Raw genomic sequence first — 13,847 nt, forward strand, 5'->3', positions numbered from 1 at the left:
AGAGAGAGTAACGGTTCCACCCCGGGCCGGAGTTCCGGCCGGAAAAATTGGGGGCAGCGCATGAGGCGCCGCCCCCGAGGGGGGTGTATCCGCGGAAATTGGCGTTGGAACCGGTTACATTCCAGGCCGAAAAAGGGACGGAGCCGCGGTCACGCATGCGCGGCTCCGTTGGGGTGAGCGGTGCGCGGCGCCGTGGTGGCGCGCGTAACCAGCTCGGGGGGGAGGGTCTCGCTGGCACGGGTCAGGTCCTTGCCTTCGAGCAGGTCGATCAGCCGGGCGACGGCGCGGGCGCCCATCTCGGCGATGTTCACCCGGATCGTGCTGAGCGAGAGATACCGGGCGAGCGGCACGTCGTCGAAGCCGGCGACGGCGATCTGCTCGGGCACCTGGGTGCCGGCGGAACGCAGGGCGTGGAGGCAGCCGATCGCCATCATGTCGTTGGCGGCGAACACCGCGTCGGTGGGCGTGCTGCTCGCCAGGATCGCGCGCGCGGCGGCTTCGCCGGCTTCCTCGTTGAAGTCGCCGGGCAGGATGCGCGCGGGCAGGGCGTGGCGCGCGCAGGCGGCGAGATAGCCCTCGGCGCGCTGGGCGGCGTCGAGATTGCCCTCGGGCCCGGCGATATGGACGATGTGGCGATAGCCATTGGCGACGAGATGATCGACCATCGCCTCGGCGCCGGCGCGGTTGTCGAAGCGCAGCGCCGGGCGGCCGGGCAGGTCGGCATGGCTGTTGAGCATCACCGAGGGGAGCGCGGGCGGGATCGCATGCTCGAGCGTCTCGGGCGCGATGTGCGGTGCCATGACCAGCAGCCCGTCGACCCGGCCGCGCATCGCGCGCAATGCCACCGCCGCCTGGTCGCTGTCGTCATGCATGTTGGAGAGGAGCAGCAGATAGCCGCGCCGGCTGGCTTCCTTGTCCATGCCGCGCACGCATTCGGAGAAGAACTCGCCGTGCAGGTCGGGCAGGACGACGCCGATCGCATGGGCGCGGGCCAGGCTGAGGCTGCGCGCGCCGGCATGCGGGACATAGCCGAGCTCGTTCGCGGCCTTGATGACCTTTTCGCGGGTCTCGGCACGGACATTGTCCAGGCCGTTCAGGGCGCGCGACACCGACGCGACCGATACCTCGGCGCGGCGCGCGACATCCCGGATGGTGGCCTCGGCCATTTCAGTCCCTTCCTCCCTCGGCCCCCCAAAAGCTTGGGCGCATGTTTCCTGCGTTTCAGACCGCTTCGGCGATTGCAATGCAAGCCGTGTGCGAGTTATGTAACCGGTTACGGACGGTTGCGACAAGCAAAAAAGTTTCGCGACCGGATATGGTTGAGACAATGTCCGTTGGTGGTTGGCCAGGGGCGCACAGGAGAGGAAACACGATGTTCGACACCAGGATTTCGCGGCGCGCGGCTCTGATGGGCGCAGGCGCTGTCGCGGCCTGGGCCGCGAGCCCGGCGCGCGCGATGCTGCAGGCGGCCGGCCAGATGCCGGCGCCCGCCTTCATCGATTCGCTGATCGCCAAGATGACGGTGGAGGAAAAGGCCGGGCAGCTGACGCTGCTGCCGGCCGCCTGGTCCGGTACCGTCGCGACTGCGCTCAATCCGCCGACCAATGGCCCGAGCTTCGACGGGCAGCTCGCCGAGGTCGAGAAGGGGCGCCTGACCGGCGTGTTCAACGGCAATGGCGCCGAGATGGCGCGGCGGATGCAGACGGTGGCGATGACCAAGTCGCGCCTCAAGATCCCGCTGCTGTTCGCCGCCGACGTGATCCATGGCCATCGCACGATCTTCCCGGTGCCGGTGGGCGAGGCCGCGGCCTTCGATCCCGACCTGGCCGAGCGCACCGCGCGCATGGCGTCGTACGAAGGCGCCGCGGCCGGCATCGACTGGACCTTCGCGCCGATGGTCGACATCGCGCGCGACCAGCGCTGGGGCCGCACGATGGAAGGCGCGGGCGAGGATACCTTGCTCGGCGAACTGATCGCGGCGGCGCGCGTGCGCGGCTTCCAGGGCAAGGACCTGAAGGCGATCGATTCGATGCTGGCCTGTTTCAAGCACTTCGCCGCCTATGGCGCGGCCGAGGCGGGGCTCGACTATAACAGCGTCGACATGTCCGAGCGGACGCTGCGCGAAGTCTATCTGCCGCCGTTCAAGACCGCGATCGACGCCGGCGCGCTCACCGGCATGGCCTCGTTCAACGAGATCTCGGGCATTCCCTCGACCGGCAATGAATGGCTGATGCGCACGCTGCTGCTCGACGAGTGGAAGTTCGATGGCTTCGTCGTCTCGGATTACACCGGCGACATGGAGATGATCGACCATGGCTTCGCGGCGGACGCGCGCGAGGCGGCCAAGCTCGCCTTCCTGGCCGGCGTCGATATGAGCATGACCAGCGGCTATTACCGCGATCACCTGCCCGATCTGGTCGCCAAGGGCGAAGTGCCGATCGCGCGGGTCGATGAATCGGTGCGCAAGGTGCTGGTGATGAAGGCCCGGCTCGGCCTGTTCGAGGATCCGTTCCGGCGCATCGACGCCAAGCGCGAAAAGGCGCGCTCGCGCACCAAGCAGGCGATCGCGCTTTCCCGTGAGGCCGGCCGCAAGTCGATCGTGATGCTCAAGAATGACGGCGACCTGCTGCCGCTGCCCAAGAGCGGCAAGAAGATCGCGATCATCGGCCCGTTCGCGGAAGGCCAGCACGACATCAACGGGCCCTGGGTGGTTTACGGCGACAACAAGCTGGCGATCGACCTGGCGACGGGCGTGCGCGGCGCGGTGGCCGACAAGAATGCGGTGAGCGTGACGCTCGGCTCGAAGGTCGAGGAGCCGCTGGCCGGCGGGATCGAGGCGGCGGTGGCCGCGGCGAACGCGGCGGACGTGGTGATCCTGGCGATCGGCGAGAGCGAGAACATGTCGGGCGAAGCGCAGTCGCGCGCCGAGATCGTCATTCCCGCGCCGCAGATGGAACTCGCGGAAGCAGTGGCCAAGACCGGCAAGCCGATCGTGGTGGTGCTCAAGAACGGCCGCGCGCTGGCGCTCGAGGGCGCGGTGCTGAACGCGCCGTCGATCCTGGTCACCTGGTTCCTGGGCTCGGAAGGCGGCAACGCCACCGCCGACGTGCTGTTCGGCGATTACAGCCCGGCCGGCCGCCTGCCGTGCAGCTTCCCGCGCTCGCCGGGCCAGCAACCCTTCTACTACAACCACAAGCCGACTGGCCGCCCGAACCCGGAAGGCGCGCTGCAGCCCTACAAGGCGCATTATCGCGGCATCCCGAACTCGGCTTTGTTCCCGTTCGGCCACGGCCTGACCTATGGCAAGGTCGGCTATTCGGACCTCTCGGTGCCGGCGAACCTGGCCTGGGACGGCGAGATCAGCGTCTCGGCGAAGATCACCAACTCGGGCGCGCATGCGATCGAGGAAGTGGTCCAGCTCTATATCCGCGACCGGGTGGCGAGCGTGACCCGTCCGGTGCGCGAGCTCAAGGCGTTCCGCAAGCTGGCACTGGCACCGGGGGCGAGCGAGACGGTCACCTTCAAGCTCAAGCGCGAGCAGCTGCTGTTCATCGGCCGCGACAACAAGCCGACCGTCGAGCCGGGGCTGTTCGACCTGTGGATCGCACCCTCGGCCCAGGCCGACGGGGTGCATGCCCAGTTCACGCTGGTGGCATAACGCATCAGAAAGGCCGGGGCTGTCGTTCCGGCCTTTTACTAGGAGGCGCGGTCCTCCAGGTCCCTGACGATCTTCGCATGCTCGCCGCGGCCGAGCGGGTTGAGCCACATCAGCACCACCGACAGCGCCAGGAAGGCGAGCGGCACCAGCGCGATGGTGAAGCGCATCGTCGCCAGCGTCGCCTCGCTCTGGCGGACATTGGCGACGAAACCGGCGGAGTCGAAGCCGGCGGCAAGCAGCAGCGTGGCGACGCCGATCGCGATGCGCTGGAGCAGGGCGGCCATGCCGAACACCGCGCCCTCGACGCGCAGGCCGGTGGTCTTTTCGCCATATTCCACCGTGTTGGGCAGCATCGCCCAATAGGCGAAGTGGAGCCCGACGATCACCGCCTGCATCGCGACCAGGAACAGCTGCATCGGCCCGGCCTTGTCGATGTGGATGCCGCTGAACAGCAGCAGCCCGGCCATGCAGAAGGCGGCGGCGAGGAACCAGAGGCTGCGCGTGCCGAGCAGGCGCTGGAGCAGCATCCACAAGGGTACCGCCGCGGCGCCGACCACGCCCATCCAGGCCAGCGCGCTCTGCCCGGCCACGGCATCGCCGACGAAATACTTGAAATAATAGAGCACCGACTTGTTGAGGATCGTCACCGCGACGATCATCGCCATCATCGCAAGGTTGAGCGTGACGAAGGCGCGGTTGGCGGCAAGGCTGCGGAGGCTGGCGGCGATCGAGGGCGGCTGGGTGCGGGCGGGCACCACCTGCTCGCGGTAGCTGGCGCCGACCAGCATCAGGATGCAGGTGCCGAGGACGGCGAACAGGATCGCCGCGCCAAGATAGGCCTGGGCGGGCACCGTGCTCCCGGCGATCCACGCGCCGAAGGGCAGCGTGCCGCGGGCGACCAGCACCGCCGCCATCGTGCCGAACACCATGCGCATCCCGGCGAGGAAGGCACGGTCGCGGCTGTCGCTGCTCACCCGCGCGCTCATCGCCAGATAGGGCACGTTGACCGCGGCATAGGCGGTGCGGAACAGCAAATGCCCGAGGAAGACCGTCGCTATCCCCCACCATCCCCCGGCGAGCGGGGGCAGATAGGTGAGGACGAAGGCGAGGCCGAGGGGCACGCTGCCCAGCATCAGGAACCGGCCATAGCCGCGCCCGGGCTCGCGCCGGTCCGCCACCGCGCCGGCAAGGAAATTGGCGAGGCCGTCCCAGACCGAGGCGACGGTGTAGATCGCCGCGGCGGTCGCCACCGGCAGCCCCAGCGCCTCGGTATAGTAGAAGAGCAGGAAGAGCATGATGCTCTGCCAGTAGAGATTGAAGGCGAAGTCCCCGAAGGCGAAGAACAGCAGCCGGATGCGCGCCGGCGCGGCGCCGAGACGGGCGATCATGGGGACTTTCTAGCGCGGCTCGCCCCCCTGCGTCACCGCTTTATCTCACACCGGAACGGATCGTCTCGTATCCGGCACGTACCCGCGCTGGCCGCTTGTGTTCTCTAACCTCCAAGTCATGTTGCGTCGCAACAAGCTCGCGTATTTGAGCTCAGGGAGTATCGGTGGCCCATGTCCAAGATCGACTTGGCGATCCAGGGGGTTCCAACCAGAACGCCGCTTGCGAAAGTGGCGCGGCGCAACGCCAAGATCTGGCTCAGTTTATCGCTGATCGCGTCCGACGCGCTGGCACTTGCGCTGGGCTTCGCGGTGGCGCTGGTGATCGAGGAACCGCGCCATATCTCCGACGAATTGTGGACCGCGATGGCGGGGCTGTTGTTCGTCCATGCTGCGATTGCGTTCCAGAACCAGGCCTATAACCCGCGCTGCCTGACCAAGCCGAGCAAGAGCGTGCGCCAGGCTTTGCTCTCCTTCGCCACGACCCTGCTCGTCTTCCTGTTCGCCGCCTTTGCGCTTCGGGTGACCGGCAAGGTGCCGCGCTTCGCGCTGGGCATGGCGATGGTCACCGCACTGACGCTGCTGCTCGCCCAGCGGCTGCTGATCTGCCACATGGTTCGCAAGGCTTTCGGCCAGCTCAGCGTCGAGCTGGTGATCACCGACGGAGCGATGGCGCCGCGGCCCTATCGCAACCGGGAAGTGCTCGATGCGCGGCTCGCCGGGCTGCGCACCGATCTCGACGATCCGTACATGCTCGATCGCCTCGGCACCGTGCTGCAGGACTATGACCGGGTGGTCATCGCCTGCGCGCCCGAGCGCAAGGCCGAATGGGCGCGGGCGCTGAAGGGCGTCAACATCGTCGGCGAGATCGTGGTGCCCGAGATCGCCGAGCTGGGCCCGCTGACCACGCGGCAGCGCGACGGCGTGACGACGGTGGTGGTCTCCTGGGGGCCGCTCAACCGCGCCAACCGGGTAAAGAAGCGCGCGCTCGACCTGGCGATCACGGTGCCGGCGCTGCTGATGCTGCTGCCGGTGCTGGTGATGGTCGCGATCGCGATCAAGCTCGATTCGCCGGGGCCGGTGTTCTTCCGCCAGGAGCGGATGGGGCGCGGCAACCGCATCTTCCAGATCCTCAAGTTCCGCAGCATGCGCGTGGAGACCAGCGACGCGACCGGCGCGCGCTCAGCAAGCCGCGACGACGACCGGATCACCAAGGTCGGCCGGCTGATCCGGATGACCAGCATCGACGAGCTGCCCCAGCTGATCAACGTGCTGTTCGGCGAGATGAGCCTGGTCGGCCCGCGCCCGCATGCGCTGGGATCGACCGCCGGGGACGAGCTGTTCTGGCGCGTCGACCGGCAATATTGGCACCGCCATGCGCTCAAGCCGGGCATCACCGGGCTGGCGCAGATCCGCGGCTTCCGCGGCGCGACCAATACCAAGCGCGACATCATCGACCGACTCGAGGCGGACCTGGAATATCAGCATGGCTGGTCGCTGCTGCGCGACATCTCGATCCTGGTGCGGACCGCGCAGGTGCTGATGCATCACAACGCGTATTGAGGCGGCCTGCGGCGAGGGGCGGTGCGACTCGCCAACATTCTCAAACTTCGCGGCATCTAGCCGTCATCCCGGCGAAAGCCGGGATCTCGTGCGGCTCTTTCCCCGCGCCTTCGCCTGAGATCCCGGCTTTCGCCGGGATGACGATTGGGGGGAAGAGCCTTGTTCTAACCCTTCGTCATCCCCGCGAAGGCGGGGATCCAGGGTGGCAGAGCGGCGTCCCTTGTGACTCTGGATCCCCGCCTTCGCGGGGATGACGAGTGAAGGTTGGGAACTAGGGTAAGCCCTACCGCTCCCGTCCCGCAGTGGTGCGGATCTCGTCGATCGGGCTCAGCAGATAGGACGCCAGCGAGCGGCGGCCGGTGCGGATGTCGGCGGTTACCGCCATGCCGGGGGTGAGCTTCACGCTGGCGCCGTCGCGCTGGATCGTCGCGCGGTCGAGCGCGATGCGGGCGGTGTAGATCAAGCCCTGTTTCTCGTCCTGCACCGCGTCCGAGCTGATCTGCTCGAGCCTGGCGGGTACCGCGCCATAGCGGGTGAAGGGGAAGGCCTCGACCTTGAGCGCGACCGGCTGGCCGGCGGTGACGAAGCCGACATCCTTGTTGGCGATCGCCACTTCGGCGACCAGCTTCCCGCGGGCCGGCACGATCACCATGATCGGCTTGGCCGCCTCGACCACGCCGCCGACCGTGTGGACGGCAAGCTGGGTGACGGTGCCATCGACCGGGCTGACCAGGCGCTGGAGGCTGGAGCGCTTCGTCGCCTTGGTCAGCTCCTCCTTGCGCAGCCGGGCGTCGCTCTCCGCCTTGGCGAGATCGGCGAGGATCCGGGCGCGCGCCTCGGCGGCGGACTGGCTGGAATTGCCGCCGGCCACTGCGATCTGCGCCTGTGCCTTGCGCGCGGTGGCTAGCGCGGCGTCGCGGTCGCGCGCGGCGGCGAGGCGCTGGCGGCGCATCTCGATGACCTTGAGCTTCGAGACATAGCCCTTCTCGAGCAACTTCTCGTTCGCCTCGATCTGCTCGTCGAGCAGGGGCAGGGTCTCGCCGAGCTTGGCGGCCTGGATCTGCGCCTCGGCCCGGGCGGCGCGGGCGGCTTCCGTATCGGCGGCGCGGGTCTGGGTGCCGGCCTGGATCTCGGCGAGCTGGGCGCGGGCGAGCGCGACCTGGGTGGCGGCGACTTCGGCGGTGGTGCCGGCGGGCGGGGTGAAGCGCAGGCCTTGTCCGTCGAGCCCGGAGAGGATCGCGCGCAGCCGGGCGGCGTCGAGCTCGGCGGCTTCCAGCGCCTTGCCGGCCTGGGCGGCATCGGCATCGGAGACAGTGGGATCGAGCTCGACCAAAGGCTGGCCGGCACGGATCTGCTGGCCGTCGCGGACCAGGATGGCGCGGACCACGCCACCGGCTCCGGGCTGGATCAGCTTGACGTCGTCGGCGGGGACGAGGCGGCCGGGGGCGGAAGCGACGACATCGACGCGACCGAGGAACAGCCACAGCAGCGCGACCACGAGCAGGCCGAGCAGCACCCAGGCGGTGATCCGCGCGGTAGGCGAGACCGGGCGCTCGACCACTTCGAGCGCGGCGGGGAGGAAATCGGTCTCCTCGGTGCGCATCGCGGTGCGGGCGCGGGCACGCTCATTGTCGAGTGCGTCGCGGATCGCGGTCCAGTGATGGGTGATCGCGTTCATGCGGCGGCTCCCGCCTGCACGCCGATCTGGCGGTGGTGGAGCGCGGCGTAGCGGCCGTCGAGGCGGAGCAGTTCGTCATGCGTGCCGCTCTCAACGATGCGGCCCTTGTCGAGCGTCAGGATGCGATCGCACTGGCGGATCGCGGAGAGGCGGTGGGCGATGATGAGGACGGTACGGCCGGCGGCAATCGCCTTGAGGTTGCGCTGGACGATCTCCTCGCTCTCGGCATCGAGCGCAGAAGTGGCTTCGTCGAGGATCAGGATGCGCGGGTTGGCGATCAGCGCGCGAGCGATGGCGAGGCGCTGGCGCTGGCCGCCGGAGAAGTTGACGCCGCGCTCCTCTACGATCGTGTCGTATCCCTGCGGGAGGGAGAGGATGAAGTCGTGCGCGCCGGCCAGCCGCGCGGCGGTCATCACCCGCTCGATCGGCAGGGCGGGGTCGGCGAGCGCGATATTGTCGCGGATCGAGCGGTTGAACAGGACATTCTCCTGCAGCACCACGCCGATCTGGCGGCGGAGCCAGGCGGGATCGATCTGGGCCAGGTCGACACCGTCGATCAGCACGCGGCCGCTTGCGGGGAGATAGAGGCGCTGGAGCAATTTGGTCAGCGTCGACTTGCCCGAGCCCGAGGCGCCGGCGATGCCGAGCGTGGCGCCGGCGGGCAGGTCGAGATTGATGTCGTCGAGCGTCCAGGGGCCGTCGGCGGCGTAGCGGAAGCGGACATTCTCGAAATGGATGTGGCCGTGGAGCGCCGGGAGCGCGGCGCGGGAGCCGGCGCCGGGCTCCGGGCCGGCGTTGAGGATGTCGCCCATCCGCTGGATCGAGAGGCGGACCTGCTGGAAGTCCTGCCAGAGCTGCGCCATGCGGATCACCGGGCCGGAGACGCGCTGGGCGAACATGTTGAACGCGACCAGCCCGCCGACGGTGAGCGCACCGGCGATCACCTGCTGCGCACCGAAGAACAGGATCGCGGCGAGGCTGAGCTTCGAGATCAACTGGACCGCCTGGCTGCCCGAATTGCCGAGGTTGATGACGCGCTGGTTGGCGGCGCTGTAGGCGGCGAGCTGGCGCTCCCAGCGATCCTGCCAGAGCGGCTCGACCGCGGCGGACTTGAGCGTCTGCATGCCCGAGACGCTCTCGACGAGCAGCGCGTTGTTGGCGGCGCCGCGGGCGAACTTCTCGTCGAGGCGGCGGCGCAGCGGGCCCGTGACGACCAGCGAGACGATCACATAGGCGGGCAGCGTCAGTGCGACGATGACGAACAGGATCGGCGAGTAGAGCCACATCGCGATCAGGAAGACGATCGTGAACAGCGGATCGACCAGCACGGTGAGCGAGGCGCTGGTCATGAACTCGCGCACCGTCTCGAGCTCGCGGACGCGGGTGACGGTGTCGCCGACCCGGCGGTTCTCGAACCAGGCTAGGGGGAGGCGGAGCAGGTGGCGGAACAACCGGCTGCCCAGCTCGACATCCAGTTTTTGGCTGGTCTCCGAATAGAGGCGGGTGCGCAGCCAGCCGAACGCGACTTCCCAGAGCGAGACCAGCACCAGCCCGATCGCCAGCACCTGGAGGGTGGCGAGGCTGTTGTGGGCGAGGACCTTGTCGACGACGTTCTGGAAGAAGAGCGGGGCGGCGAGGCCGAGCAGGTTGAGCGCGAGGGTGATCAGCAGCACTTCGCCGATCAGCCGCCGGTATCTGACGATCTGGGGGATGAACCAGGTCATGTCGAAGGCGGGCGCGGCGACCTGAGCGGACTCGCGGGTGGTGACGAGCAGCAGTTCGCCCGACCAGTTGGCGTCGAGCGCGGTACGGTCCCAGCGGGCGATCGGCTCGCCGGGGCGCTGGACGGCGGCGGCATCCTCGCCGACCCGGCCGATCACGAACCAGCCCTGCGGACCGCTGGCCAGCACCGGCATCGGCAGGCGGCGGAGGCGCTCGAAATCGGCTCTGGTCGCGCGGGCGCGGACGCCGTCGATCCGCTTGGCCAGGCGGAGCAGGTCGGGCGTGGTGACGGGGTCACCGTGGCCGAGATCGTGGCGCAGCTCGGCCGGGTCCACGGCGACGCGGTGCATGGCGAGGATCAGGGCGAAGGCGGCCAGCGCGTTGTCCGGCGCGGGGCTGGACGGCTCGAAGCTCAGGTCCTGCTGCACGGTGCGCCTCCTCTCGTTGGGGCTCCTAGCCGTTGACGATCTGCGGGGTTCGGCAGGCGAGCGCGGTGGCGAAGCCCTGGGGCCGGCTGGTGGCACGGAGCAGGCCGGAATAGTCGCCGGTCCACTGGTCGGCGAAGCCCGCGACCTTGCCGTAGCTGTTGTCGAGCAGCACGTGCGGGATATCGAGCAGCAGCGACAGGATATGGGCGTGCAGCCGATCGGTGACGACGATCTCGCCGGTGGACAGCATCGCGAGGCCGCGCTGCAGGCGCCATTCGGCGAGGCGGCGCTGGCGGGTGGCGCGCTGCGACATCGGATCGCGGTTGAGCAGCCGGTTGAGCTTGAGCGACAGGCGCAGGTGGCGCTTCTGGGCGGGATCCTCGATCAGCCAGTCATCGGCGACCACGCCGGCGGGAAGCGGCTCGTCGGTGCCGGCGGCGCGCTCGTGATCGGTGCGGAGCAGCGCGAAGACCGGCGAGGTGGCGGGCTGGCGCTGCTGGCGGCCGAGCATCAGCGCGGCATCGGGGCAGAGATGGATCGGGCAATCGAAATGCTCGCGGGCAAAGGCAAGCGAGCGGGCGTCGCGGACCAGCAGGGTGAACTTGCCGTGCGCGCGGATCGCCTCGGCCATCTCGCGCGCCGCCTCGGGATCGGCATAGTGGATCGATTCAGGCATCTGGATGATCGGGTGGCCACGGTGCGTGCGCAGCAAATGCAGGCGGAAGGCTTCGTGCTTCGGCCAGAGCGTGCCCATATTGCCGCCGCCGTGGATCAGGATCGGGCCGCCGCCGATCGCCGCGCGGCAGGCGGCATCGTCGAAATCGGTGATCGCCGAATAATAGACGGGCAGGCGGCCGCGCTTCCTGAGATAGGCCATCTCGCCGAGCCAGATGGCGGAATCGCCGACATTGGAGTGATCGGGGAAATCGACCAGCGCGATGCGGCCCGCGGGCAGCACGCTGTCGAGCACCTGGGCAAAACGCTGGGCGAGTTCGCCGACGAGCTGGTCGGCAGTCTTGGTGGTCATATCCGGCCCTTTCTGAGGCGTCTGGACAGGGACAGGAGGCGGCCGCGCCACGGCCGCGAGATGGCGAGAAGCAGGGCGCCGTAGAAAAGCGCGCCGAGCCCGGTGAGCAGGAGCAGCACGCTCCAGCCCGAGAGATGCGTGTCGAGCAGCCGCATCGCGACCGCGAGCGCGACACCCATCGCGGTCGAGGCGATCAGCGGGGCACCGACCGCGCGCCATGTGTCGACCGGGCGGATGCCCGAGGCGCGGCGCAGCAGCAGGATCTGCATCGGCAAGGTGAGATAGGCGCGCCCGACATAGGAGACGGCGACCGCCAGCAGGCCATAGGGCAGGGCAGCCAGCGTCAGGATCACGCCGAGCACCAGCTGGGTGGTCGACAGCGACATCAGGCTGCGCGAGGCGCCGAGTACGCTCAAGGACGGCGAGGCGAAGAAGTTGAGCGTGAAGGGCACCGCCATGAAGGCGAAGATCTGGGCGAGCTGCCCGGCCTCGTCCCACTTCGCGCCGAACACGGTGGGGATGGCGACTGGGGCGAGTGCGCCGAAGCCGACCAGCGCCGGAAAGGAGATCGCCGAGGCCTGGGCGATCATCCAGCGATAGGCCTGGCGCAGCTCGGCCGGCTCGTCCTTGACGCGGGCGAGGGTCTGCACCGCGACCTGGGTGAAGGGCTGGATCGCGCCGCGGCCGATCAGCTCGACCGTGCGCCAGGCGGTGCGATAGACGCCGACCGCGGCGAGGCCGATGCCCGCGCCGATCGCCATTTCCTGGACGCGCACGGTCGCGAGGAAGATGAGCTGGACGTAGATCAGGCTGGCATTGAGCATGAGGTTGTCGCGCAGGATCGCGGTGTCGAACTTCCAGCCTGGCTTCCAGTCATAGGACATGCGCGAGAGGATCGCGCCGGCGATCTCGGTGACGAGGCGCTGGATGACCAGGCTCCACAGGCCGAGCCCGGCGAACGCGGCGACCACCGCGCAGGTGCCGCCGATCAGCCCGCCGACCACCGAGCGCAGGGCCGTGGTCTTGTGGCCGAACTCGCGCAGGCGCAGCGCAAGATGGGTGCCGCCGAAGGAGGAGATCGGCAGGACCAGGCTCATCACCGCGAGCGGCAGCGCGATGTTCGGTGCGCCCATCAGGTCGGCGATCGGCTGGGCGAGCGCGACGATCAGCGCGGCCGAGAGGAAGGAGAAGCCCTGCTGCGAGCGGTAGATCGTGTCGAGGAAATGCGGCGTGATCTCGGCGCGTCGCGCGATCGTCTGGACGAGCCCGGCGGTGGCGATGATCCGGAACGCCTCGGCAGTCACCGCCATCACCGCGAACGCGCCGATGTCCGCGCGCGTGAGCAGGCGGGCGAGGATGACGAAGACGATGAAGGAGAAGAGCTGGTCCGACAGGAAGCGCGTGATCGTCCAGCCGATCGAGCTGCGGCTGCGGGCGCGCAGCCCGTCGTCGAAGCGGTTGGGAAGCTCAGCGTTCAAGCAGGCGCCTCGCTTTCAGCATGCGCATGCGGGTGCGCTCGGCGTGGCGCCAGATTTTCTGCCGCAGCGAATGATAGAGCGGATCGGTCTTGGGGCCGAAGCGCGCGGCGCCGATGTCCGACACCACCGCCGCCTCGAGGATCGGCGCGGGAAAGAGCGCGAGGTTGGGCAGACCGTGCGCCCAGCTGCGATCCATCTCGTCATCGACCGGGCGGCGGACGATGCGGCAATGCTCGACCAGGCGGCGCGCGCCCTCGAGCGTGATCGCATAGCCCTGGGTGCCATAGGCGGGCCCGACAAGCTCGACGATGGTGCGCGAATGCTGGAGGAAATCGCGCCGCACCACGCGCTGCCAGGTGGGGCGCTTTGCATAGAGGCGCAGATAGTCGATGCCCTGCGCGCGCAGATCGGTGCGGGCGAGCGGCTCCAGATAGTCCCAGTCGACGACGGTATCGTCTTCCAGCACGATCGCCTGGGGCACGCCGCGCACCACCATGTCGAGCCAGATCGAGAAATGGCTGGCATAGCAGCCGATCTCGCCCTTGCTCATCGCGCGCCCCTTGTTGGCGCGGATTGCGGGTTCGTCGAGGGTCATGCCCGGCGCGGGGCCGGTGCATGCATCGAAAAAGCGCCAGACGAGCGACGTGTTCGTCGCCCGCGCGGCAAATGCCGCACGACGCGTTTCAGCGGTTTCGAGCGACACCACCAGAACTTCGGCGGCATCCCCCAGTTCGGGCAGGGACTCACCCATTAAGCACACGCCTCCTGCTCATGTTCCCACCTGCATGATGCAGTGCAACAACATTGAATCGTCCGGCGCGATCCTTGGTAGCGGGCAAATCTTGAGGCGCGAAGGCGGGTTTGGCTCCGGTCATCCGGACAAAGGGGCAGCTCGTCTTCGCAGGTGC

Annotated in this window: 9 protein-coding genes; 2 read left to right on the forward strand and 7 right to left on the reverse strand. The window is 68.6% G+C overall.

The window, feature by feature from the left end:
• Positions 1-149 precede the first annotated feature (149 nt).
• The gene (locus AC1RJ5_RS17750) at positions 150-1,166 is read right to left on the reverse strand and encodes a LacI family DNA-binding transcriptional regulator (RefSeq protein ID WP_269572807.1); all 1,017 of its coding nucleotides are present in this window, start codon (positions 1,164-1,166) and stop codon (positions 150-152) included.
• Positions 1,167-1,372: 206 nt separating this feature from the next.
• Here AC1RJ5_RS17750 and AC1RJ5_RS17755 point away from each other — a divergent pair, with 206 nt between their 5' ends.
• Positions 1,373-3,658: a glycoside hydrolase family 3 N-terminal domain-containing protein gene (locus AC1RJ5_RS17755; protein WP_342251427.1), complete on the forward strand. Its 2,286-nt coding sequence runs from the start codon at positions 1,373-1,375 to the stop codon at positions 3,656-3,658.
• A gap of 38 nt (positions 3,659-3,696) precedes the next feature.
• Here AC1RJ5_RS17755 and AC1RJ5_RS17760 read toward each other — a convergent pair whose 3' ends face one another.
• The gene (locus tag AC1RJ5_RS17760; RefSeq protein WP_269572805.1) at positions 3,697-5,046 is read right to left on the reverse strand and encodes an MFS transporter; all 1,350 of its coding nucleotides are present in this window, start codon (positions 5,044-5,046) and stop codon (positions 3,697-3,699) included.
• A 171-nt stretch (positions 5,047-5,217) separates the two neighbouring features.
• Here AC1RJ5_RS17760 and AC1RJ5_RS17765 point away from each other — a divergent pair, with 171 nt between their 5' ends.
• Positions 5,218-6,606, forward strand: coding sequence for an exopolysaccharide biosynthesis polyprenyl glycosylphosphotransferase (locus AC1RJ5_RS17765; protein WP_342251426.1), 1,389 nt, complete (start codon positions 5,218-5,220; stop codon positions 6,604-6,606).
• Between the two features lie 283 nt (positions 6,607-6,889).
• On the opposite strand, the gene AC1RJ5_RS17770 is transcribed toward AC1RJ5_RS17765, so the two are convergent.
• The 5 genes from AC1RJ5_RS17770 to AC1RJ5_RS17790 are packed head-to-tail and all read right to left on the reverse strand — an operon-like array spanning position 6,890 to position 13,690.
• The gene (locus AC1RJ5_RS17770) at positions 6,890-8,284 is read right to left on the reverse strand and encodes an HlyD family type I secretion periplasmic adaptor subunit (protein ID WP_493114815.1); all 1,395 of its coding nucleotides are present in this window, start codon (positions 8,282-8,284) and stop codon (positions 6,890-6,892) included.
• Positions 8,281-10,434 carry a type I secretion system permease/ATPase gene (locus AC1RJ5_RS17775; RefSeq protein ID WP_493114817.1) on the reverse strand — a complete coding sequence of 718 codons (2,154 nt, stop codon included), beginning with the start codon at positions 10,432-10,434 and terminating at the stop codon, positions 8,281-8,283. Before AC1RJ5_RS17775 ends, AC1RJ5_RS17770 begins: the two co-directional genes overlap by 4 nt.
• A gap of 25 nt (positions 10,435-10,459) precedes the next feature.
• Positions 10,460-11,461: a polysaccharide pyruvyl transferase family protein gene (locus AC1RJ5_RS17780; RefSeq protein ID WP_269572802.1), complete on the reverse strand. Its 1,002-nt coding sequence runs from the start codon at positions 11,459-11,461 to the stop codon at positions 10,460-10,462.
• Positions 11,458-12,939 (reverse strand): lipopolysaccharide biosynthesis protein, encoded by a 1,482-nt coding sequence (locus tag AC1RJ5_RS17785; RefSeq protein ID WP_342249590.1) that lies wholly within the window; start codon positions 12,937-12,939, stop codon positions 11,458-11,460. Before AC1RJ5_RS17785 ends, AC1RJ5_RS17780 begins: the two co-directional genes overlap by 4 nt.
• Positions 12,929-13,690, reverse strand: a complete 762-nt coding sequence (locus tag AC1RJ5_RS17790; protein WP_269572800.1) for a glycosyltransferase family 25 protein — start codon at positions 13,688-13,690, stop codon at positions 12,929-12,931. The genes AC1RJ5_RS17785 and AC1RJ5_RS17790 overlap by 11 nt, the downstream gene beginning before the upstream one ends.
• Positions 13,691-13,847 lie beyond the last annotated feature (157 nt).

Source organism: Sphingomonas sp. GW822-FHT03G08, assembly GCF_058801135.1.

What these genes read in the sequence shown, in the direction of transcription:
- AC1RJ5_RS17750 (WP_269572807.1), bottom strand. Translation starts at nt 1,166, where the DNA reads ATGGCCGAGGCCACCATCCGGGATGTCGCGCGCCGCGCCGAGGTATCG.
- AC1RJ5_RS17755 (WP_342251427.1), top strand. Translation starts at nt 1,373, where the DNA reads ATGTTCGACACCAGGATTTCGCGGCGCGCGGCTCTGATGGGCGCAGGC.
- AC1RJ5_RS17760 (WP_269572805.1), bottom strand. Translation starts at nt 5,046, where the DNA reads ATGATCGCCCGTCTCGGCGCCGCGCCGGCGCGCATCCGGCTGCTGTTC.
- AC1RJ5_RS17765 (WP_342251426.1), top strand. Translation starts at nt 5,218, where the DNA reads ATGTCCAAGATCGACTTGGCGATCCAGGGGGTTCCAACCAGAACGCCG.
- AC1RJ5_RS17770 (WP_493114815.1), bottom strand. Translation starts at nt 8,284, where the DNA reads ATGAACGCGATCACCCATCACTGGACCGCGATCCGCGACGCACTCGAC.
- AC1RJ5_RS17780 (WP_269572802.1), bottom strand. Translation starts at nt 11,461, where the DNA reads ATGACCACCAAGACTGCCGACCAGCTCGTCGGCGAACTCGCCCAGCGT.
- AC1RJ5_RS17790 (WP_269572800.1), bottom strand. Translation starts at nt 13,690, where the DNA reads ATGGGTGAGTCCCTGCCCGAACTGGGGGATGCCGCCGAAGTTCTGGTG.